At 72.9% G+C, this 20,560-nt stretch carries 20 protein-coding genes; 11 read left to right on the top strand and 9 right to left on the bottom strand.

Going from position 1 to position 20,560, the window contains the following annotated elements; genetic code table 11:
- The first annotated feature begins 11 nt into the window (after positions 1-11).
- Positions 12-2,219 (top strand): endo-beta-N-acetylglucosaminidase, encoded by a 2,208-nt coding sequence (locus tag ACIP5M_RS21085; protein WP_401199162.1) that lies wholly within the window; start codon positions 12-14, stop codon positions 2,217-2,219.
- Here the strand turns inward: ACIP5M_RS21085 and ACIP5M_RS21080 are convergent.
- The gene (locus tag ACIP5M_RS21080; RefSeq protein WP_401199160.1) at positions 2,216-3,628 is read right to left on the bottom strand and encodes an ATP-binding protein; all 1,413 of its coding nucleotides are present in this window, start codon (positions 3,626-3,628) and stop codon (positions 2,216-2,218) included. The two genes, ACIP5M_RS21085 and ACIP5M_RS21080, sit on opposite strands and share 4 nt — an antisense overlap.
- Before the next feature lie 12 nt (positions 3,629-3,640).
- Complete coding sequence (locus ACIP5M_RS21075) at positions 3,641-4,357, bottom strand: response regulator transcription factor (protein WP_401199158.1); 717 nt, start codon at positions 4,355-4,357, stop codon at positions 3,641-3,643.
- A gap of 293 nt (positions 4,358-4,650) precedes the next feature.
- Here ACIP5M_RS21075 and ACIP5M_RS21070 point away from each other — a divergent pair, with 293 nt between their 5' ends.
- The 8 genes from ACIP5M_RS21070 to ACIP5M_RS21035 all read left to right on the top strand — a co-directional run bounded on the left by ACIP5M_RS21070 (position 4,651) and on the right by ACIP5M_RS21035 (position 10,929).
- On the top strand, positions 4,651-5,436 hold the full coding sequence (locus tag ACIP5M_RS21070) for an amino acid ABC transporter ATP-binding protein (protein ID WP_401199156.1): 786 nt from the start codon (positions 4,651-4,653) through the stop codon (positions 5,434-5,436).
- A 120-nt stretch (positions 5,437-5,556) separates the two neighbouring features.
- Positions 5,557-6,411, top strand: a complete 855-nt coding sequence (locus ACIP5M_RS21065; RefSeq protein WP_401199154.1) for a glutamate ABC transporter substrate-binding protein — start codon at positions 5,557-5,559, stop codon at positions 6,409-6,411.
- A gap of 83 nt (positions 6,412-6,494) precedes the next feature.
- Positions 6,495-7,169, top strand: a complete 675-nt coding sequence (locus tag ACIP5M_RS21060) for an amino acid ABC transporter permease (RefSeq protein WP_401199152.1) — start codon at positions 6,495-6,497, stop codon at positions 7,167-7,169.
- On the top strand, positions 7,166-8,059 hold the full coding sequence (locus tag ACIP5M_RS21055; RefSeq protein ID WP_401199150.1) for an amino acid ABC transporter permease: 894 nt from the start codon (positions 7,166-7,168) through the stop codon (positions 8,057-8,059). The genes ACIP5M_RS21060 and ACIP5M_RS21055 overlap by 4 nt, the downstream gene beginning before the upstream one ends.
- Positions 8,060-8,212: 153 nt before the next feature.
- Positions 8,213-9,796 carry an FAD-dependent monooxygenase gene (locus tag ACIP5M_RS21050; protein WP_401199148.1) on the top strand — a complete coding sequence of 528 codons (1,584 nt, stop codon included), beginning with the start codon at positions 8,213-8,215 and terminating at the stop codon, positions 9,794-9,796.
- A gap of 41 nt (positions 9,797-9,837) precedes the next feature.
- Entirely contained in the window at positions 9,838-9,924 is an 87-nt protein-coding gene (locus ACIP5M_RS21045) for a putative leader peptide (protein ID WP_311318651.1), read from the top strand.
- Between the two features lie 79 nt (positions 9,925-10,003).
- On the top strand, positions 10,004-10,543 hold the full coding sequence (locus tag ACIP5M_RS21040; RefSeq protein ID WP_401199146.1) for a cysteine dioxygenase: 540 nt from the start codon (positions 10,004-10,006) through the stop codon (positions 10,541-10,543).
- Entirely contained in the window at positions 10,540-10,929 is a 390-nt protein-coding gene (locus ACIP5M_RS21035; protein ID WP_401199144.1) for a rhodanese-like domain-containing protein, read from the top strand. The genes ACIP5M_RS21040 and ACIP5M_RS21035 overlap by 4 nt, the downstream gene beginning before the upstream one ends.
- A gap of 781 nt (positions 10,930-11,710) precedes the next feature.
- On the opposite strand, the gene ACIP5M_RS21030 is transcribed toward ACIP5M_RS21035, so the two are convergent.
- From ACIP5M_RS21030 to recA, 3 genes are all read right to left on the bottom strand, one after another.
- Positions 11,711-14,257, bottom strand: a complete 2,547-nt coding sequence (locus ACIP5M_RS21030; protein WP_401199142.1) for an FtsX-like permease family protein — start codon at positions 14,255-14,257, stop codon at positions 11,711-11,713.
- 90 nt (positions 14,258-14,347) lie between these two features.
- A complete protein-coding gene (gene recX, locus ACIP5M_RS21025; RefSeq protein ID WP_401199140.1) occupies positions 14,348-14,914 on the bottom strand; it encodes a recombination regulator RecX in 567 nt (188 codons plus the stop codon).
- A gap of 4 nt (positions 14,915-14,918) precedes the next feature.
- On the bottom strand, positions 14,919-16,022 hold the full coding sequence (recA, locus tag ACIP5M_RS21020; protein ID WP_401199138.1) for a recombinase RecA: 1,104 nt from the start codon (positions 16,020-16,022) through the stop codon (positions 14,919-14,921).
- Between the two features lie 233 nt (positions 16,023-16,255).
- Here recA and ACIP5M_RS21015 point away from each other — a divergent pair, with 233 nt between their 5' ends.
- On the top strand, positions 16,256-17,011 hold the full coding sequence (locus tag ACIP5M_RS21015) for a Clp protease N-terminal domain-containing protein (protein ID WP_401199136.1): 756 nt from the start codon (positions 16,256-16,258) through the stop codon (positions 17,009-17,011).
- Here the strand turns inward: ACIP5M_RS21015 and ACIP5M_RS21010 are convergent.
- Both ACIP5M_RS21010 and ACIP5M_RS21005 read right to left on the bottom strand, forming a co-directional pair.
- Entirely contained in the window at positions 16,965-18,200 is a 1,236-nt protein-coding gene (locus tag ACIP5M_RS21010; protein ID WP_401199134.1) for an AI-2E family transporter, read from the bottom strand. The genes ACIP5M_RS21015 and ACIP5M_RS21010 overlap by 47 nt on opposite strands.
- Before the next feature lie 49 nt (positions 18,201-18,249).
- Entirely contained in the window at positions 18,250-18,444 is a 195-nt protein-coding gene (locus tag ACIP5M_RS21005) for a DUF3046 domain-containing protein (protein ID WP_401199132.1), read from the bottom strand.
- A gap of 80 nt (positions 18,445-18,524) precedes the next feature.
- Here ACIP5M_RS21005 and ACIP5M_RS21000 point away from each other — a divergent pair, with 80 nt between their 5' ends.
- Positions 18,525-19,487, top strand: coding sequence for a hypothetical protein (locus ACIP5M_RS21000; RefSeq protein ID WP_401199130.1), 963 nt, complete (start codon positions 18,525-18,527; stop codon positions 19,485-19,487).
- Here ACIP5M_RS21000 and ACIP5M_RS20995 read toward each other — a convergent pair.
- Positions 19,484-19,792 (bottom strand): AzlD domain-containing protein, encoded by a 309-nt coding sequence (locus ACIP5M_RS20995; protein ID WP_401199128.1) that lies wholly within the window; start codon positions 19,790-19,792, stop codon positions 19,484-19,486. The two genes, ACIP5M_RS21000 and ACIP5M_RS20995, sit on opposite strands and share 4 nt — an antisense overlap.
- Positions 19,789-20,490, bottom strand: a complete 702-nt coding sequence (locus tag ACIP5M_RS20990) for an AzlC family ABC transporter permease (protein ID WP_401199127.1) — start codon at positions 20,488-20,490, stop codon at positions 19,789-19,791. The genes ACIP5M_RS20995 and ACIP5M_RS20990 overlap by 4 nt, the downstream gene beginning before the upstream one ends.
- Positions 20,491-20,560: the final 70 nt, after the last annotated feature.

Raw genomic sequence — 20,560 nt, 5'->3', positions numbered from 1 at the left:
AGAGGAGCCTCATGTCCGGGACCGACAACGGAGTCGACCCTCGTACGTCCCCTGCCGACTCCGACCCCGCCCGCTCGGGGCCGACGCACTCAGGGCCGACCCGTCGCGGGGTGCTCGCCGCCGGGGCGGGGGCCGGGGCGGCCGTGCTGCTGGGCGCGGCCGGGCCGGCGTCGGCAGCCGCCGCGGCGGCCGGGGCCGGTTCCGCCACCCCGTCCGACCTGGCCCCGTACGCCTCCTACTGGTTCCCGGACTCCCTGCCGAAGGGCGTGCCCGGCCCCGGGATCGTGTGGCGCTCGCTCAGGCAGTGGACCCCCGAGGGAGATCCGGACCTGGCCCACAACACCGCGACCGTGCCCCTCGCGCCGCGCTTCACGCCGGTGCCGCCGCATCCCGGCGCACGCGCCGGTCAGGCCCGGATCGCCTCGCTGGTCTCCTTCGGGCCCACTGCGCGGAACCCTTCGCAGGGGTCCCCCACCGCCGACTACTACGCGCTCACGCACTGGGCGTACATCGACGAGCTGGTCTTCTGGGGCGGCTCCTCCGGCGAGGGGATCGTGCTCGCCCCGAACGCACCCGTGGTCGACGCCGCCCACCGCAACGGGGTGCGGGTGCTGGGCAACGTGTTCCTGCCGCCCGTGCCCTACGGCGGCGACCTCCAGTGGACGCGGGACCTGGTCCAGCAGGACTCCCTCGGCCGCTTCCCGATCGCCGAGCAACTCGCCCTGGTGGCGCGGACGTACGGGTTCGACGGCTGGTTCGTCAACGCCGAGACCGACGGCGGCGACAGCCGACTGGCCACGCGGATGCGCCAGTTCCTGCGCGCCCTGCGGGCGGCCGGCGAGCCGCACGGCCTGCGGATCACCTGGTACGACGCGATGAACTCCACGGGCCGCGTCGGCTGGCGGGGCGCTCTCGACGAGCTCAACCAGGAGTTCTTCGAGGACCGCGCCGGCAAGGTCGCGGACACGATGTTCGTGGACTTCCGCTGGACACCGCAGACCCTCGCCGCCTCCGGCGCGCTCGCGGACCGCCTCGGCCGCTCCCGCCACGAACTGTGGGCGGCCGTGGACACCGAGTCCAAGGGCTGGGATTCCACGGTCCCCTGGGACGCGATCATTCCGCGCGAGCCCGACCGCGATCACGTCGTCAGCTACGGCTTCTACCGGCCCGAGTGGACCCGCACCCACCTCACCGACCGCTCCCCCGGCGCCTTCCACCGCGCCGACGACCGGTTCTGGACGGGCGAGTCCCTCGATCCGTCCCGCCCTGCGCCCGAGGGCACGTGGCGGGCGCCGGCAACCGCCGTCGCCGACCGCTCCACCATCACCGCGCTGCCGTTCGCCTGCGCCTTCAACACCGGTCACGGCGAGCGCTGGTACGAGGCGGGCGAGGTCACCTCCGACACCCCGTGGAACCACCTCGGACTCCAGGACCGACTGCCGGGCCGCCGCTGGGTCGTGGACACCGCCGGGGAACGCCCGTCCGTGACCCTGGACTTCGCGCGGGCCTGGCGCGGCGGCTCCAGCCTGCTCGTCGCCGGGCGGCTGACCGCCCCGGCCACCGTGGGACTGCACTCCACCCGGTTGCCGCTGACCCGGTCCACCGTCCTGGAGCTGGTGCACGCCACCGAGTCGGGCCCGGTCACCGTGGAGGTGGGGGTGGCGACCCGCGAGCCGGCCACCGCCGGCGGCCCGGTCCCGTACACCTGGCTGAAGGCGGGGACCACGGCCCCGGGACCGGGCTGGCGCACGACGCGCGTCGGGCTGTCGGCCCTGCCGGGGAACACGGCCTGTGGACTGGCCGTACGGATCACAGGACGCGGAACGAGAGCCGTGGCCTGGCGGCTCGGCGCCCTGTCGGTACGCGACGACACCCAGCAGCGGCGGCCGGGTGCTCCGCGCTGCCTGACCGTGGACGCCTCGGCGCAGCGGGACGGCGAGGCCTCGCTGCGCCTGTCGTGGCGCCGGGCAGCCGGCCCGGCCGGGGAACCGGGCCGGATCCGCCACTACGAGGTCTCCCGCGTCCTGCCCGACGGCACCCGCCGCTTCCTCGGCGGCACTTGCGGCACGGCCCTCTACCTGCCCTCCGTCGCACGGGCGGCCCGGGAGCGGGCGGCGGCCTTCGAGGTCCGGGCCGTGGACGAGCTGTACGCGCTCTCCGGCCCGGCACGCACCACCCTGGACTGGGCCTGCGGGTCCTGGAGGTCCCAGGGGTCCTAGGAGGTGTGCGGGTCGGTGCGCGGGACGGCCACCGTCACCCGCAGCCCGTGCGGCGGGTTCGTCTCGTAGGCGAGGGTTCCGCCGCCCGCGGCGAGCAGGGCGCGGGAGATCGACAGGCCGAGCCCGGAGCCCTTGATGTTCTGGTGCCGGCCACTGCGCCAGAACCGGTCGCCGACGCGGAGCAGCTCCTCCTCGGTGAGACCGGGGCCGCGGTCGGCGACGACCACCTGGACGGTGCCCCCCTCGGCCGAGACCGACACCTCGACCTCCTCACCCGTCGGGGTGAACTTGAGGGCGTTGTCGATGACGGCGTCGAGCGCGCTGGACAGGGCGACGGGGTCGGCCCAGCCGGTGACGGCGGTGCGGCCCGTCCCGGTGAGCCGTACGCCCTTCTCCTCCGCGTACGGCCGCCAGGCCGAGATCCGCTCGGCGGTCAGCGCGCCGATGTCGGTGAGGCTGATCTCGGCCGAGGCGTGCTCGGCCAGCGCCAGGTCCAGCAGGTCGTCCAGGACCTGGGTCAGGCGCTTGCCCTCGGCGCGCACGGAGGCGATCTCCTCGTTCCCCTCGGGCAGTTCGAGGGCGAGCAGCTCGATCCGCAGGAGCAGCGCCGCGAGCGGGTTGCGCAGCTGGTGGGAAGCGTCCGCGACGAACGCCCGCTGCTGCTCCAGTACCTCTTCGACGTTGTCGGCCATCTCGTTGAACGACCGGGCCAGGCGTTGGAGTTCCGGCGGCCCGCCGGCGGCCGCGACGCGCGAGTTCATCCGCCCGGTGGCGATGCCGTGGGCGGCCGCGTCCAGGGTCCGCACGGGCTTGAGGACCCAGCTGGTGAGCCGCAGGGCGGCGCCGAAGGCGAGCAGCATGGCGGCGGCGAGACCGGCCGCGATGATCAGCCAGCCCTGGAGGATCCGGCCGCGCATCTGCTCGGTGGGCGACTCGGTCGCCACGACCGCGACGACGTCCCCGTCGAGGACGACCGGGGAGGCGACGAGGAGTTTGCCGTGGGTCTGCCAGGGCCACACCTGCGGCGGGTCGTGGCTGCGGCGCCCGGCCAGCGCCTCCTCGAAGGCGCGGCGGCCCTCGCCCGCTTCGGGGAGCTCCCACCAGCCGGGGGCGCGGGCCATGGCGTTGTCGTCGCGCAGGAAGATGCCGACGCGGATGCCGTACAGCTCCTGGTAGCGGGCCAGTTCGAGCTGGAGGGTCTCGCGGCGCTCGTCGGCTCCGGTGGATCCGGAGCCTTCGGCGTCGACGACGAACTGGGCGAGGGCGGCGAAGCGGGCGCTGTCGTCGATGCGGTCGACGACCACCCGCTGCTGCTGTCCGGCGGCCAGACTCACGGCGAGCGGGAAGCCGAGGGCCAGCAGTACGCCCGCCATGAGGACGACGAGCAGGGGGAGCAGCCGGGCGCGCACGGCAGGGCCCCGCTAGGGGGCGGCCGGGGTGACGAGCCGGTAGCCCACCCCGCGGACGGTCTCGATGAGGGCGGGCATGCGCAGCTTGGAGCGCAGCGAGGCGACGTGGACCTCCAGGGTCCGCCCGGTCCCCTCCCAGCTGGTGCGCCACACCTCGCTGATGATCTGTTCGCGCCGGAAGACGACTCCGGGCCGCTGCGCGAGCAGGGCCAGCAGGTCGAACTCCTTGCGGGTGAGCGGTACGTCGGTGCCGTCCACGCTGACCCGGCGGGTGGGCAGCTCGATGCTGACGGGGCCGAGCCGGACCGTGGCGGGGGCCCCGGTCCCGTTGGCCGCGGCCTCTTCGGAGGCGCCGGTGCGCCGCGCGACGGCGTGGATGCGGGCGAGGAGTTCGCCGGTGTCGTAGGGCTTGACGACGTAGTCGTCGGCGCCCATGTTCAGGCCGTGGATGCGGGAGCGCACGTCGGCCCGCGCGGTGACCATGATGACGGGCGTGGCGGTGCGCTTGCGGATCTTGCCGCAGACCTCGTAGCCGTCCTGGTCGGGCAGGCCGAGGTCGAGCAGGATCACCCCGTACGGCGCAACCTGGGCCGGGCTGCCGGCCGGCAGCAGTGCCTGGAGGGCCTCCTCGCCGTTGCGGGCATGGGTGACCTGGAAGCCGTGCCGGGCGAGGATCGCGGACAGGGCGGCGGCGACGTGGTCGTCGTCCTCGACGAGCAGCAGTCTCATGTCGTCCCCCTCTCCTTTTCTTCTCGTTTTTCGGACTCCGTCTTCGGATTCCGTACGTTGCGGGCCACCCTGCATCCACGCCGATGCGGAGTCCCACGTCAAGGGGGTTCCGGTCCGGCGCGGCTTCCGTTATCCACCCGGTACGCCCACACGGCACGCCGGACGGGCGCCGCGCACGGAGCGTATCCGGCTGAGGCCGGATCGTTATGCTCAATTCTCCCTCAGATGTAATGACGGTGTGCGCGCTTCGTCACTACTGTCCTCCCAACCGAGGAGGACGGAGCAATGAGCCGATGAGCGGAGTATCAGTGACCAAGGACGTGCAGGATGCGGCCGGTGCCGCGGACGACCTGGTCGTACTGAGCAACGTCAACAAGCACTTCGGCGCGCTGCACGTGCTTCAGGACATCGATCTGAGCATTGCCCGCGGTGAGGTCGTCGTCGTGATCGGTCCCTCGGGATCGGGCAAGTCCACGCTGTGCCGGACCATCAACCGCCTGGAGACGATCGACTCGGGCACCATCACGCTCGACGGCAAGGAACTGCCCTCGGAGGGCAGGGAACTGGCCCGGCTCCGCGCCGACGTGGGCATGGTCTTCCAGTCGTTCAACCTCTTCGCGCACAAGACGGTGCTCCAGAACGTCATGCTGGGCCAGCTCAAGGTCCGCAAGACCGACCAGGCGACCGCGCTGGAGAAGGCGAAGTCGCTGCTGGACCGGGTGGGCGTCGGCTCGCAGGCCGACAAGTACCCGGCGCAGCTCTCCGGCGGCCAGCAGCAGCGCGTGGCGATCGCCCGCGCGCTGGCGATGGAGCCGAAGGTGATGCTGTTCGACGAGCCGACGTCGGCGCTCGACCCGGAGATGATCAACGAGGTGCTGGAGGTCATGCAGCAGCTCGCCCGGGAAGGCATGACCATGGTGGTCGTCACGCACGAGATGGGCTTCGCCCGCTCCGCGGCCAATCGGGTCGTCTTCATGGCCGACGGAAAGATCGTCGAAGAGGCCGCGCCCGAGCAGTTCTTCAGCAACCCGCGCAGCGACCGCGCCAAGGACTTCCTGTCGAAGATCCTGCACCACTGACGGTTCTGTCTGGTAGTCATCCGGGGGCGGACCACTGCCGGACCGGATGCTGCCGGCCCGCGCATGCGCCCGTACGCGTCGCCCGTCGTTCAACAACGTCTCATCCGAGGGAAGTTCACCATGAAGATCTCCAAGGCCGCTGCGGCCGCGGCCGTCGCCGTCGCTCTCGCCCTGACCGCTACCGCCTGTGGCGGCAGCGACAAGGATTCCGCCAGCGACGCAGGTGCGTCGGGTGGGGCCAAGAAGGACAAGATCGTCATCGGCATCAAGTTCGACCAGCCGGGTCTGGGCCTCAAGACCCCGGACGGCAAGTACACGGGCTTCGACGTCGACGTGGCGACCTACGTGGCCAAGGAGCTCGGGTACCAGCCCGACCAGATCGAGTTCAAGCAGGCCGTCAGCGCCGAGCGCGAGAACCTGATCTCCAACGGTGACGTCAAGCTGGTCGTCGCGAGCTACTCGATCAACGACAAGCGCAAGGCGAAGGTCGACTTCGCCGGCCCGTACCTCCTCGCGCACCAGGACCTGCTCGTCCGTGCCGACGACACGTCCATCACCAAGGCCGAGGACCTCAACAAGAAGAAGCTCTGCTCGGTCACCGGCTCCACCTCGGCGCAGAACGTCAAGACCAAGCTGGCCCCCGAGGCAGACCTGCAGGAGCTCCCGGGCTACTCCGAGTGCCTGACCGGCCTGGAGAACAAGTCCGTCGACGCGCTGACCACGGACGACTCGATCCTGGCCGGTTACGCCGCGCAGGACAAGAACAAGGGCAAGTTCAAGCTCGTCGGTCTGAAGCTGAGCGACGAGAAGTACGGCATCGGCCTGAAGAAGGGCGACACCGAGCTCCAGACCAAGGTCAACGCCGCGCTGAGGAAGATGGTGGCGGACGGCGCCTGGGACGCGGCCGTGCAGAAGAACTTCGGCCCTGCCGGTTACAAGAACGAGCCTGCCCCGCAGATCACCGAAGGCAGCTGATTCATCGGTGAGGAGCGTCGCCGCCCGCCTGCCGCGGGCGGCGGCGCCCCTCGCCGGCCATCCTGGGGAGAGCGCAGGGCATCGTGTTCGATTTTCTTGAGTCCGGGCAGTACGACCTGCTCGGAGCCTTCTGGGTGACGGTTCAGCTCACCCTCTACTCGGCGGCCGGGTCCCTGGTCTGGGGCACCGTCCTGGCCGGGATGCGGGTCAGCCCGGTCCCGCTGATGCGGGGCTTCGGCACCGCGTACGTCAACGTCGTGCGCAACACTCCGCTGACCGTGCTGATCATCGCCTCGTCGTTGGGTCTCAGCCAGACCCTCGGCGTCAACCTCGGCGGCGACACCTTCAAGGAGACCGGCTTCCGGCTGGCCGTCCTCGCGCTGACCGCCTACACCGGCACCTTCGTCTGCGAGGCACTGCGCTCGGGCATCAACACGGTGCCGGTCGGCCAGGCCGAAGCGGCCCGCGCCCTGGGCCTGAGCTTCTTCCAGGTACTCACCCTGATCGTGCTCCCCCAGGCCTTCCGGGCGGTCATCGGACCGCTCACCAACGTACTGATCGCCCTCACCAAGAACACCACGGTGGCGGCGGCCATCGGCGTGGCCGAGGCGGCCCTGCTGATGAAGGAAATGATCGAGAACGAGGCGGACGCGCTCTTCGCCGTCTTCGGGGTCTTCGCCCTCGGCTTCGTCCTGCTGACCCTGCCCACCGGCCTGTTGCTGGGCTGGGTGGCCAAGCGAGTGGCGGTGAAGCGATGACCTCCGTGCTGTACGACACGCCGGGCCCCAAGGCCAAGGCGCGCAACTGGATCTACACCGTCGTCTTCCTCGTGCTGCTCGGCCTCGCCCTGTGGTGGGCGCTGTCCCTCATGGCGGACAAGCACCAGCTCGACGCCGACAAGTGGTCCCCCTTCGTGACCGACGGCCAGATCTGGTCCACCTTCCTGATCCCGGGTCTGCTGGAGACCCTCAAGGCCGGCGCGATCGCCATGGTGATCGCACTCCCGCTCGGTGCCCTGCTGGGCATCGGCCGACTGTCCGACCACGCCTGGGTGCGGGTGCCGGTCGGCGCCGTCGTCGAGTTCTTCCGCGCCATCCCGGTGCTGATGCTGATCCTGTTCGGCGTGGCGTTCTACCGGGTGTTCACCGACGTCTCCTCCGACATCCGACCCCTGTACGCGGTGGTCACGGGCCTGGTCCTGTACAACGCCGCCGTCATCGCCGAGATCGTCCGGGCCGGCGTGCTCTCCCTGCCCCGCGGCCAGACCGACGCGGCCAAGGCGATCGGCATGCGCAAGGGCCAGACCATGCTCTACGTGCTGATCCCGCAGGCCGTCACGGCGATGCTGCCGGCCCTGGTCAGCCAGCTCGTCGTCATCCTCAAGGACACGGCGCTGGGCGGCGCGGTGCTGGGCCTCACCGACCTGATGTCGATGAACCGGCAGATCTCGGCGAACTACAGCAACACCATCGCGACCCTCTTCGTGATCGCCCTGCTCTACATCGCGGTGAACTTCGCCCTCACCACCTTCGCCTCCTGGCTGGAGGGCCGGCTGAGGAAGTCGTCCAAGAGCACCGGCGCGGTCGTCGCCGGCGACGTGGCCGAGGTCGACGCGGGCGGCGCGGCCGGCGTGGGCGAGGCTCCCTGACGCCCGGTCAGTACACTGGCGTGACATGTGTGGTGCGGCGGATCTCATCCGCCGCACCACACGGCGTTGTCGCGGCCGGCGTCACTTGACGCAGGCACCTCCAGTGGGTTGCATACGTTCTGTGATCACATACCGGACATCGGGAGCCGCATCATGGACCCGGTGATCGTCGTCGGCGCGGGGCCCGTCGGACTGTCCTTGTCCCTGGCCCTGGCCGGCGCGGGCGTGCCCTGCGTCGTGCTCGACGAGGGGCCCGGCAAGGAGGAGTCCAGGCCTGCCCGGACCGTCGTCCTGCACGCCGGCACGGCGGCCATGGCGCACCGGCTGGGCTGTGCGACCCTGCGCGACGAGGGCGCGTACTTCGCCGCCTGGCGCACCATGCGGCGCGGACGGCCCGCCCAGCGGATCACCTTCGAGGACGGCCCGGCCCCGCTGCACCTGCCTCAGCACGCCCTGACGCGCGGGCTGCGCGACGCCGCCACCGCGCACCCCCTCGTCCAGCTGGTCACCGACAGCAAACTGGACTCGCTCGAACAGGACGATCACGGGGTCACCGCGCACACCCGGGGCGCCGAGACCACGTGGTGGCGCGGGAGTTACCTGGTCGGCTGCGACGGCGCCCGCTCCACCGTGCGCAAGCTCCTCGGCATCCGCTTCCCCGGCCGCACCGCCGTGGAACGGCACGCCGTGGCCGCGTTGCGCACCGAGCTGCCGTGGCCCGGCGAGGCCCTGCTGCACCGCAGCCCGCCACAGGAGGTCACCTCCCGGCCGCTGCCCGACGGGGTGTGGCGCCTGGACTGGCTGCTCCCGGCGCGCGGGGAGCTCGTCACCCCCGACATGCTCGTGGCCCTCATCCGGGACACCCTCGGGGCGTGGTGCGGGGGCACGACTCCCCCGTACGACCTGATCGACACCGGGGTGTACACCCTGCACCACCGGCTGGCCCGGCGGTGGCGCGACGGCCGCGCGTTCCTCGCCGGCGACGCCGCCCACCTGCTGGGGGCCCTCGGCACGCAGGGGGTCGAGGAGGGGCTGCGGGACGCCGAGAACCTGGCCTGGAAGCTCGCGGTGGCCTGGCACCAGGGGGCCTCCGAGGCCCTGCTCGACAGCTACGAGGGCGAGCGGCGCACGGCGGTCGCCTCCCGGCTGCGCGCGGCCGACCAGGCGATGCCGGTACTGCGCGGCGGGGGCGGTCTGCGCACCTACCTGCCAGGCGCCGCCCGTACGGGTGAGAGCCTCCTCACCGACGGGCACCTGGGGCGCGGGCCGTTGGGCGCCGAGCCGAGGTACGCCCCGCCCGTGGCCGTGCGGGAGGTCCCGACGGCCACGGAACCGGGCGGTCCGGTGGCGAACGTACCGGTGACTGCGCCCGACGGCTCGACGGTGCCGTTGCGCGACCTGCTGGGGCAGGGCCGGCTGCTGGTGGTCCTGGTCGCGCCGGGCACCGGGGTCTGGGACCGGCGCCACTGGCTCGGCGCCGGCCTGATGCCGCGCCTCGCGGCGGCGGTGAGCGCCCTGCCGGTCCGTACCGACCTGCTGGTCGCGGACGGCTACCCGGGGGCCCCGGCGCACACCGTTCTCCTGGTCCGTCCGGACGGGCATCTGGCGGCGACCTTCGCGGGGGTCCGCCCGGCCGAGCTGTACGAGGCGGCGGACACGGTCCGGGCAGGGGCCCCCGCCTCCCGGTTGCCCGCACCGACCACGGCCCCGTCCACCACACCCACACCGTCCAAGTGATCGATTGACCGTTCGCGCGGCGTCGTGGTTCACTCGCGGGCATGACCGGCAATGACGTACGCCTGTGGCGGAGGGTCCATATGGACCTGCTCCGCTATGCGGGCTGCGTGTGTCGCCCTTCCTGCTGATTCGCCCTTTCCTCCTGCGCGCCCCGTGCCGTCACCGGCCCGCGCGCACCTCCGCGAACCCAGGAACGGTCTCCACTCCATGTCTGCACCCACGCACGCGCACGCCCCTGCCCTCCCCCTGGCCGGGGGCCCCACGGCGGCGGAACTCCTCACCTTCGCCCTGGACACGGCCGCCAACTCCCGCATCATCGACTCCCTGCCGCTCGACCCTGAAGGCCGCACCTGGATCCGGCTGGACGGGCCCGCCGGCAGCGAGGCCTGGCTGATCGGCTGGCCGCCGGGCACCGGCACCGGCTGGCACGACCACGCAGAATCGCGGGGCGCGTTCGCCACCGCCCGGGGCCGGCTCACCGAGCACTCGCTCGCCGTACGCCTTCCCTCGGAGGGGTGGCGGTCGCTGGAGCTCGCCGAGGGTGTGGACCGCCGTCGCAGCCTCGGCGCGGGCGCCGGGCGGGCCTTCGGGGAGCACCACGTGCACGAGGTCCTCAACGAGTCCCCGGCCGAGCACGCGATTTCGGTGCACGCGTACTACCCGCCGCTTCCGTTGATCCGCCGGTACAGCCGCAGCGGCCCCGTGCTCCGGCTCGAGCACGTCGAGCGTCCGGCGGACTGGCAGTGAGCGGCCCGGTCGGCATCGACGAGCTGCTGGAGCGGGTCCGCGCGGGCTACACCCGCCTCGGCCCGCAGGAGGCCCTCGCCGCCTCGCGCGGCGGCGCGCTCCTGGTGGACATCCGCTACCAGGCCCTGCGGGAGCGGGACGGTCTGATCCCGGGGGCGCTGGTGGTGGAACGCAACGAGCTCGAATGGCGCCTGGACCCGTGGGGCTCCCACCGGGTCCCCGAGGCGACGGGTCACGAGCTGCAGGTGGTGGTGATCTGCAACGAGGGCTATGCGTCCAGCCTGGCGGCGGCCTCGCTCCACGCGTTGGGGCTCCGCCGGGCGACGGACCTGATCGGGGGCTTCCAGGCCTGGAAGTCCTCCGGCCTGCCCGTCACCCCGCCCTGACGCCCCCTCACCACCCGCCGCCGGGTCGCCGCTGCCCCTCCTCCCCCATCTCCGCACCTGCGCTCCAGCCCCGCCCCTCACCCTCCGGCCCGGCGGCCCGCCGCCCGGCCGGAGGCTCGGCCGGGGGCTCGGCCGGAGGCTCGGCCGGGGGCTCGGCCGGGGGCTCGGCTCGGAGCTCGGCCGGAGGCTGGACCGGGGGCTCGGCTCGGAGCTCGGCCGGGGGCTGGGCCGGGGGCTCGGCTGGGAGCTCGGTCTGCGGCTCGGGCGGGGGCCGCTGCGCGGAGCCGTCCCCTACCCGCCCTTCCACCGTTCCCCGGGCTCCGCCCGGACCCGGCCCTCAAACGCCGGCCGGGCTGAAAAGACCTGGGGCTCCGCCCCAGACCCCGCGCCTCAAACGCCGGCGAGGCTGAAGTGTGCCCCCGTCGGGCAACCCAGCCGCGCCAGGGAACGCCAGCAGCCAAACCCAGCCCCCGCGGCAATCGAGCAGCGGGACACGGGGCAGACCCCCGCCTCAAACGCCGCCGAGGCTGAATGTGCCTCGCGGGCAACCCAGCGGCGCCACGCAGACAGCAGCAGCCAAATCCAGCCCCTGCGGCGATTGAGCAGCGGGGCGCGGGGCAGAGCCCCGAACACTGACCCGCACCGGCCCACCCAGCCGCACCACCACCCAGCCCCTGCGGCGATTGAGCAGCGGGGCACGGGGCGGAGCCCCGGTCACTGGCCCGCACGGGCCCGCCCGGCCCCGCCGGGGAGCGCGGAGCAGGGCCGGCTCCGTAGGCGGTCAGGGCTTGGACGAGGCCACGTCCACCGGGCGGACCCGGAGCGCCACCCGGCCCGGGAGGGCAGTGGCGGACAGGGCCAGCAGACCGGCCACCCCCACCACCCCCGCGTAGGCGACGGGCAGCACGGCCGGCGCCGCCACCCCCGTCATGCCGACGCTGAAGGCGGTCAGTACCGCCAGGGCGATCCCCGACCCCAGCACCACCCCGATCAGCACCACGGCCACCGCCTCCGCCCGCAGCATCCGCAGTACCTGCCTGCGCTTCGCGCCCGCCAGCCTCAGCATCCCGAACTCCCGAACCCGTTCGGCGGTCGACATGGCCAGCGTGTTGGCCACCGCGATCGCCGTGAAGGCCAGTACCAGCCCCATCGCCAGCAGGTTGATCTCCGCTCCGGCGTCGGCGCGCTCGGCCCGCACCTCGTCCGCGTCCCGCGCGGACAGCACCGCCACCCCCGGGAAGCCCTTCACGGCGGCGGCCAACCGCTCCCGCCCGGTGCCCGGTTCGGCCGCCACCAGCACGCTGCCGGCCAGCGGATTGTCCACGTGCGCCGCCACCAGCCCGTGCGGCAGCGTCAGGTCACCGAAGCCCAGCCCCCGCGCGTACACGGCGCAGACCGTCAGCGTCACCGGAGTCCCGTCCCCCAGCGTCAGCTCCAGCCGGCTCCCGGGCCTCAGCCCCAGCTGGTCGGCGGCGAGTTCGCTCACCGCCGCGCTGCCGTCCCCGAAGCCGTCCAGGGTGCCGCGCGTCACCTCGGGGTCCCAGGTGCGGGTCAGCCCGGCCGGGGTCACGCCCTGCGCGCCGTACTTCGTCAGCCCCACCCGTACCGACGTGTGCACGATCTCGGTGGCCGCCGTGACCCCGGGGGTGCGGCGGATGCGCTCGGCGGCCTCCCGCGTGACGCCCGGTCCCTGCGCGGCCAGCACCCACCCGGCCCGGACCCCGTCGCGGGCCTGCGTCCGGGCGGCGTCCCCGAGCGTCGGGGTGATGAAGAGCACGGTGCAGGTCATGCCGACCAGCAGCGCGAGCGGGGTGACGGCGGAGGCCATCCGGACGGCGTTGCCGCGCAGGTTCGCGGTGGCGAGGTGACCGCCCGGGCCGGCCAGCCGCAGCGGACCGGCGAGCAGCGCGGTGGCGGCCCGTACCAGCAGCGGGCCGAGCAGTGAGACCGCCCCCGCCAGGACCACCACGGCCAGGAAGGTGACCGGGGTCGAGGCGGGCTCGGTACGCAGCGAGGCGAGCACCACGACCAGGACCGCCCCGCCGGCCAGCAGCAGCACACCGAACACGCTGCGGATCCATGCCGGCCGGCGCCCCTCCAGTGCCGCTTCGGCGAGCGCCTCGGCGGGGCGGATCCGGGCGATCCGCCGCCCGGTGATCCGCGCGGCGGCCCACGCCCCGAGCAGGCTCGCGCCGACGGCGACCACCATCGGGAAGATGCCGGCGGTGCGTTCCAGGGCGGTGGGGACGATCCCGCTGTCGACGAACCGGCCGTACAGCCACCCGGCGAGCGGCAGTCCGGCGAGCGCCCCGGCGATCCCGGCGGCCAGGCCGACGACCAGCGCTTCCCGGCCGATCATGCGCCGCAGCTGCCTGGGCGTGGCGGCGATGGCCCGCAGCAGGGCGAGTTCGCGGTAGCGCTGCTGGATGGAGAGGGCGAAGGTGCCGACGACCACGAGGATCGCGACGAGCAACGAGGTGCCGCCCATCGCGCCGCCCATGGAGACCAGCTTGATCCGGGCGCCGGCGGCGTCGAGGAACTCCACGGGCCCGCGCTCGTCGCCCGTGGTGACCTGCGCCGTGCTGCCCTTGAGCGCCTGGGTGAGCTGCCCGGCCAGCCGGCCGGCGTCGACGCCGGGTGCGGGCAGCACACCGATGGCGCTGAGCTGCCCGTCGCGGGCGGCGAGCCGCTGGGCCTCGGCGTCGGCGAAGAAGAGCGCGCTCTGCTCGGCGAGGTCACCGCGGGCGGTCTGCGCGATGCCGCTCACCCGGTACGTCTTGGGCTCGCCGGTGGACTGCACGGTGAGCTGGGAGCCGGGCTGGAGCCCCGCGCGGGTGGCCAGCGCGTGGTCGACGACGACCTCGTCTGCGCCCTGGGGGGCTCGGCCGGCGGCGAGCGTGAAGGGGGTGAGGACGGCGGAGGTCCAGGCGTGCCCGTACGAGGGCTTCGCGTCGGCCGCCGGTGCCTTGAGCAGCGGGACGGCCTGGAAGGTGAGTTCGGGCACGGCCCGCTCGACGCCGGGCACGGCCCGCACCGTGTCCAGGGTGGCGGCGGGGAGCCAGGCCCGTTCGGCGACGGGCTTGGCCTTGTGCTTCTCCTTCGTCTTGCCCTTCTTCTCCTTGACCGTCGTCTGGTGGACGTTCTGGTCGGCGGAGACGAGGACCGGCGTGGCCGCGTAGCGCTCGGTGCCGATCTTTCCGCGGAGGCCCGTTTCCAGGAGCGTGCCGCAGGCGGTGACGAGGGCGGCCGCGCACAGGAGCGCGACGAAGGCGCCGAGGAAACCGGCTTTGCGGTCCCTGACGGTCTGAAGGGCGTAACGCAGCATCATGCGGTCAACTCTGCTGCTCGGCACGCCTCCTGACATTGGCGTACTCCGGCGTCCGCACCCGGGGGCTACCCCCACCCCGGGCGCTCCGGCTCACTCCCCGGGGTACCCCGGTTCGCCGGCGTCCTCGCCCTCCGACTCCAGCGCGCGGCGGACCACCCGCAGGGCCATGCCCTCGGGGTACCCCTTGCGGGCGAGCATCCCGGCGAGGCGCCTGATCCGCTTGTCTCGCTCGAGGCCCCGGGTGGAGCGGAGCTTGCGCTCCACGAGCTCCCGGGCGGTCTGCTCCTCCTGCTCGGAGTCGAGCCGGCCCAGGGCCTCCTCCACGAGGGTGGCGTGCACCCCCTTGGTCCGGAGCTCCTGTGCGAGCGCCCGGCGTGCCAGGCCCCGGCCGCGGTGCCGGGACTCGACCCAGGCCCCGGCGAAGGCGGCGTCGTCGATCAGGCCCACCTCCTCGTACCGGGAGAGGACCTGCTGTGACACCTCCTCGGGGATGCCCCGCTTGTGCAGGGCGTCCGCGAGCTGGCGCCGGGTGCGGGGGCTCCCGGTGAGCAGGCGCAGACAGATCGCCCGCGCCTGCTCCTCGGGGCTCTGGGGCGGCAGTTCCTGGCGGCCTTCACGGCCTCCGCGGCGTCCGCCGCCCCCTTCCTGCTCCCGCACGGGTTCAGCTCTTGGCGACGGCGGCCTTGGCCGTCGTCTTGGCCTTCGTCGCCGGGGCGGGCACGGCCGCGTCGGCCGGCGCGGTGGCCGCCTCGGCGGCGGCGTCGTCCTTGCGCACGCCCACGCCCAGCTTCTCCTTGATCTTCCGCTCGATCTCGTTGGCGAGGTCGGGGTTGTCCTTCAGGAAGTTGCGGGCGTTCTCCTTGCCCTGGCCGAGCTGGTCGCCCTCGTACGTGTACCAGGCGCCGGCCTTGCGCACGAAGCCGTGCTCCACGCCCATGTCGATCAGGCCGCCCTCGCGGCTGATGCCCTGGCCGTAGAGGATGTCGAACTCGGCCTGCTTGAACGGCGGCGCGACCTTGTTCTTGACGACCTTGACGCGGGTGCGGTTGCCGACCGCGTCCGTGCCGTCCTTGAGGGTCTCGATGCGGCGGATGTCGAGACGTACGGAGGCGTAGAACTTCAGCGCGCGGCCACCGGTGGTGGTCTCCGGCGAGCCGAACATCACACCGATCTTCTCGCGGAGCTGGTTGATGAAGATCGCGGTGGTCTTGGACTGGTTGAGCGCACCGGTGATCTTGCGGAGCGCCTGGCTCATCAGGCGGGCCTGGAGACCCACGTGCGAGTCGCCCATCTCGCCCTCGATCTCGGCGCGGGGCACCAGGGCCGCCACGGAGTCGATGACGATCAGGTCGAGGGCACCGGAGCGGACGAGCATGTCCACGATCTCCAGCGCCTGCTCGCCGGTGTCCGGCTGCGACAGGATGAGGTTGTCGGTGTCGACGCCGAGGGCCTTCGCGTACTCGGGGTCGAGCGCGTGCTCGGCGTCCACGAAGGCGACGGTGCCGCCGGCCTTCTGCGCGTTGGCCACGGCGTGCAGGGTCAGGGTCGTCTTACCGGAGGACTCCGGCCCGTACACCTCGATCACGCGGCCACGGGGCAGCCCGCCCACGCCGAGGGCGATGTCCAGCGCGGTCGACCCGGTGGGGATGACCTCGATGGGGTCGTTCGGCTTGTCGCCGAGGCGCATGACCGCACCCTTGCCGAATTGCCGTTCAATCTGTGCGAGCGCGGCGTCGAGAGCCTTCTCGCGGTCGGTGCCTGCCATGGGTTCCACCCGGTTTGCTTGAGTCGATCGCTTCACGCCATTGACGCTAATGCCTGCCACTGACAATGCGCCTCCACGACCGGTTCGGCTGTGGATAACTCATCAGAATGGATGTTCGATTTCCCTGTCAAGCTCGCCACGCGAGAGCCCCGGAGGCCGCCACGCCGGGACCGGAGGCGCGAAGTGACAACCAACGGTTGACAGCCCGGGACTGTCAACCTACGGTTGCACTCATGACGAACCCATCCGTGGAACCCGTTCGCATGACCCATCCGGTACGCCTCGACGACCTCATCGAGGCCATCAAGCAGGTCCACACCGACACCCTGGAGCAGCTCAGCGGCGCCGTCGTCGCCGCCGAGCACCTCGGTGACGTGGCGGACCACCTCATCGGCCACTTCGTCGACCAGGCCCGCCGCTCCGGCGCCTCCTGGACCGACATCGGCCGGAGCATGGGCGTCACCCGCCAGGCCGCCCAGAAGCGCTTCGTCCCCAAGGCGGACAAGGAGGGCGACCCCGGCCTCGACCCCAGCGCGGGCTTCGGCCGCTTCACCCCCCGCGCCCGCAACGTCGTCATGGCCGCGCAGAACGAGGCCCGCGCCGCCGGCGGCACCGAGATCCGCACCGAGCACCTGGTCCTCGGCCTGCTGGCCGAGCTCGACGGCGTCGCCGGCCTCGCCCTGCGCGCCCAGGGGGTCGAGCCGGACCGGGTACGCGCCGCCGCGGCCGCCGTACTGCCCCCGCCGGAGGCCGAGGTTCCCGACCTCATCCCCTTCGACGCGTCCGCGAAGAAGGCCCTGGAGCTCACCTTCCGCGAGGCGCTGCGCCTGGGCCACGGCTTCGTCGGCACCGAGCACATCCTGCTCGCGCTCCTGGAGCTGGAGAACGGCGAGGGCCTGCTCAGCGGCCTCGGAGTGGTGAAGGAGACCGCCGAGGCGACGGTCACCGAAACCTTGGCAGGCGTACTCGGCGGCGGGGACGGGAAGTAGAGGTCTCCGCGTCCCGCGTGAGCTCGTACCGCTTCACGTACGCGCCGAGGAACGCCTGCAGCGTGGCGACGGCCGGGATCGCGATGAGCGCCCCGACCGCGCCCAGCAGGGCCGTGCCGGCGACCACCGAGCCGAAGGCCACCGCGGGGTGGATGTCCACCGTCTTCGAGGTCAGCTTCGGCTGGAGGACGTAGTTCTCGAACTGCTGGTAGATCACCACGAAGCCGAGGACGTACAGCGCGTACCAGGGGTTGACGGTGAAGGCCAGCAGGATCGGCAGCGCGCCCGCGAGATAGGTGCCGATGGTGGGGATGAACTGGGAGACCAGGCCCACCCACACGGCGAGCGCGGGCGCGTACGGCACTCCGAGGATCACCAGCAGGATGTAGTGCGCGATACCGGAGATCAGCGCCATCAGACCGCGCGAATAGAGGTACCCGCCCGTCTTGGTGACGGCGATCTCCCAGGCGCGCAGCACCTCGGCCTGCTTCGCGGGCGGCAGGACGGAGCACAGCGCGCGCCGCAGCCGCGGCCCGTCGGCGGCGAAGTAGAAGGAGAACAGCCCGATCGTCAGCAGCTTGAAGAGTGCGCCGAGCACGGTGGCGGACACGTCGAGCACGCCGGTCGCGCTGTTCTGCACGTACTTGCGCAGCCAGTCGGAGCGCAGCAGGCTCTCCTGGATCTCCAGCCGGGACAGCTCGGTGTGGAAGGTGCGGTTGATCGAGTCGATCACCGAGTCGAGGTAGTGCGGGAAGCCCTCCACCATCTCGACGATCTGCCCGGCGAGCATGGAGCCGAGCAGCGTCAGGAAGCCCGCGCTCGCGACGAACACCCCGAGGAACATCAGGAAGGTGGCGAGCCCGCGGCGCATCCCGCGGGCCGCCATCCGGGACACCGCGGGTTCGATCGCGAGCGCGAGGAAGAACGCGATCAGGATGTTGATGAGCAGCCCGATCAGCTGGTGGAAGGCCCAGCTGCCGAGCTGGAAGCAGGCCACCAGGGCCAGTACGAGCACCACGGCGCGCGGCAGCCACTGCGGCATCCGCGCCGCCCCTGCGCCACCGGCCGCGGGCCTGCCGCCTCCGGGCGGGCCCGCGGAGCGGCCCGGGTCGACCGGCCAGGCCGGCGTCGCGTTCCCGGCCCCCTGGGGTCCTTCGGGCCGGTCGTTCGTCTCATCAGTGGCTGCCACGCGGGCAAGTCTGGCCCACCGGCCGCCCGGACCGTAAAAGCGGCGCAGATCAGCGCAGCGAGGCCGGCACGTCCATCGCCGCACACACGGCCCGCCACACGTCCTTGGTCTCCCAGCCCGCGTCCAGCGCCTGGTGGACGGTCCGTCCGCCCAGCTCCGTCATGACGTGGTCCCGGGCGAAGGAGTCCGCGTAGGCCTCACCGAAGTGCTCCGCCATCCGCTCCCAGAAAATCGTCAACCGCATGAGGCCAGTATCGCGCCCCGGAGAGTGCACCCGTTCCGTTCGTCCCCCTGGCCCCACGACGGGCCCCTACGGTTTCTCGCATGCCTGGAGACGAAGCCCCCTCGTCGGCCGCCCCGGCCCCGCTGGCCCGCGCCGAGCAGTTCATCTGGCTCACGGCCCGCGTGCTGGAGCAGCGGCGGTTCGCGTTCCACTTCCTCGGCGGGGACGCCGACCCGGTGGACACCGCCCTGTGCTCCTACCTCAACGTCGACGGCGGCTACGGGCACGCGCTCGATCCGGACCTGCGCGGCCCGCTCAGCCAGCCCCTGCACACCGCGCACGCGCTGCGCGTGCTGGACAGCCTGGGCCGCTGCGCCGGTCAGCGCATCGAGCGGCTCTGCCGCCACCTGACCCGGGTCTCCACGGCCGACGGGGCGCTTCCGGTGGTCTTCCCGGCCCCGCGCGGCTACCCGGCGGCGCCCTACCACCCGGTCTTCGACGACCCTCCGGGCGAGCTGCTGACCACGGGTCCGGTCGTCGGCGTACTGCACCGCAACCGGATCTGGCACGCGTGGCTGTTCCGGGCCACGGACTTCTGCTGGGACCGGGTCGAGAGCCTGCGCCGCTCGCATCCGTACGAGATCCAGAGCGCGGTGGCCTTCCTCGACGGCTCCCCCGACCGGGCCCGCGCGGCGGCGGCCGCGGACCGGCTGGGGCGGCTGGTGCGCGAACAGCGGCTCGTGGTGCTGGATCCGCGGCGGCGGCACGAGTACCCGCCCGCCCCCGGCTACGCGCCGGGCGAGCAGCTGTACCCGCACGACTACGCGCGGCGGCCGGAGTCGCTGGCCAGGGGCTGGTTCACCGACGAGGAGCTGCGCCGCTCGCTGGACTTCCTGGCCTCCGAGCAGCAGGCGGACGGCGGCTGGCCGGTGCGCCGCCGGGCCTGGGCGCCGGGCAGCGCGCTGGAACGGCGCCCGATCGCGACCCTGGAGGCCCTGCTCACCCTGCGGGCGTACGGTCGCCCCCTCGGCCCGGCGGTGATCCGTACGACACCCCCCGGCTAGCCGCCCAGGGCCCGTACTCCCGCGGTGACGGCGACGGCGGCCGCGACGACCAGCAGGAACGGGGCCCGCAGCAGCAGGGCGACCGCGGCGGCCGCGAGCCCGGCGGCGCGGGCGTCGAGGACGAGGGCGTGCCCGGTGCTGAAGGTCTGTTGGGCGGTGAGCGCGGCGAGCAGCGCGACCGGCAGCAGGGCGGCGAGGCGGCGCACGAGAGGCCGTTCCAGGGCCCCGGCGGGGACGAGCAGCCCGGCGAGCTTGACGGCGTAGCAGCCGGCGACGGTGAGCCCGATGGCGATCCAGACGTTCACGAGCGGCGTCCCTTCATCCACAGCACGGCCGGGGCGGCCAGCGCGGCGACCAGTACGGGCACCCCGGCGGGCAGCACGGGCAGGAAGCCGAGCCCGAGGACGAGCGCGAGTGCGGCGACCGCCCGCTCGGTGGAGGTCTTCAGCATCGGCGCGAGCAGCGCCAGGAACACGGCGGGCCCGGCGGCGTCCAGCCCCCACGCGGAGGTGTCGCCGATGGCCTCGGCGCCGAGCGCGCCCAGCAGGGTGGTGAGGTTCCACAGCAGGTACAGGCTGAGCCCGGTGACGCCGAACCCGAGGCGGGCCGACTTCCGGTCGGGCTGCGCCAGTGCCACGGCGGTCGTCTCGTCGATGACCCAGTGGGCGGCGAAGGGCCGCACGGCCCGCGGCAGGGCGAGCAGCTGCGACAGCCGCAGCCCGTAGAAGGCGTTCCGTGTCCCGAGGAAGAAGGCGCCGGCGGCGGCCGTGAACGGGTTCCCGCCGGCCGCCAGCGCCCCGACCAGCGCGAACTGCGAGGCGCCGGTGAAGACGAGCAGGCTCAGTACGCAGGCCTGCGCCACGCTGATCCCCGCCCCCGCGGCGGTCACCCCGAACGCGAACCCGGACAGCCCGACGGCCACTCCGACCCCGAGCGCGTCCCGCACGACAGCGGCCCGCGGCCGCCCGGCGGCGACCCCGTCGGGGGTCTCTCGTATCACCATCCGATGTTCTCCCACGCCGCGAACCTACGCAGGCCGCGGCATCCGGGTCTTGTACGTTCTTGCGCGCCTG

The sequence above is a fragment of the Streptomyces sp. NPDC088762 genome, assembly GCF_044750905.1.
Lineage (GTDB): Bacteria > Actinomycetota > Actinomycetes > Streptomycetales > Streptomycetaceae > Streptomyces.
Note: the sequence above shows the minus strand (reverse complement) of the source record. Positions and strands in the feature narration are given on the sequence as shown.

Excerpts from the sequence above, each read along its gene's own strand:
- ACIP5M_RS21085 (WP_401199162.1), top strand. The coding sequence starts at position 12 with ATGTCCGGGACCGACAACGGAGTCGACCCTCGTACGTCCCCTGCCGAC.
- ACIP5M_RS21075 (WP_401199158.1), bottom strand. The coding sequence starts at position 4,357 with ATGAGACTGCTGCTCGTCGAGGACGACGACCACGTCGCCGCCGCCCTG.
- ACIP5M_RS21070 (WP_401199156.1), top strand. The coding sequence starts at position 4,651 with ATGAGCGGAGTATCAGTGACCAAGGACGTGCAGGATGCGGCCGGTGCC.
- ACIP5M_RS21065 (WP_401199154.1), top strand. The coding sequence starts at position 5,557 with ATGAAGATCTCCAAGGCCGCTGCGGCCGCGGCCGTCGCCGTCGCTCTC.
- ACIP5M_RS21055 (WP_401199150.1), top strand. The coding sequence starts at position 7,166 with ATGACCTCCGTGCTGTACGACACGCCGGGCCCCAAGGCCAAGGCGCGC.
- ACIP5M_RS21050 (WP_401199148.1), top strand. The coding sequence starts at position 8,213 with ATGGACCCGGTGATCGTCGTCGGCGCGGGGCCCGTCGGACTGTCCTTG.
- ACIP5M_RS21045 (WP_311318651.1), top strand. The coding sequence starts at position 9,838 with ATGACCGGCAATGACGTACGCCTGTGGCGGAGGGTCCATATGGACCTG.
- ACIP5M_RS21040 (WP_401199146.1), top strand. The coding sequence starts at position 10,004 with ATGTCTGCACCCACGCACGCGCACGCCCCTGCCCTCCCCCTGGCCGGG.
- ACIP5M_RS21030 (WP_401199142.1), bottom strand. The coding sequence starts at position 14,257 with ATGATGCTGCGTTACGCCCTTCAGACCGTCAGGGACCGCAAAGCCGGT.
- recA (WP_401199138.1), bottom strand. The coding sequence starts at position 16,022 with ATGGCAGGCACCGACCGCGAGAAGGCTCTCGACGCCGCGCTCGCACAG.
- ACIP5M_RS21015 (WP_401199136.1), top strand. The coding sequence starts at position 16,256 with ATGACGAACCCATCCGTGGAACCCGTTCGCATGACCCATCCGGTACGC.
- ACIP5M_RS21005 (WP_401199132.1), bottom strand. The coding sequence starts at position 18,444 with ATGCGGTTGACGATTTTCTGGGAGCGGATGGCGGAGCACTTCGGTGAG.
- ACIP5M_RS21000 (WP_401199130.1), top strand. The coding sequence starts at position 18,525 with ATGCCTGGAGACGAAGCCCCCTCGTCGGCCGCCCCGGCCCCGCTGGCC.
- ACIP5M_RS20990 (WP_401199127.1), bottom strand. The coding sequence starts at position 20,490 with ATGGTGATACGAGAGACCCCCGACGGGGTCGCCGCCGGGCGGCCGCGG.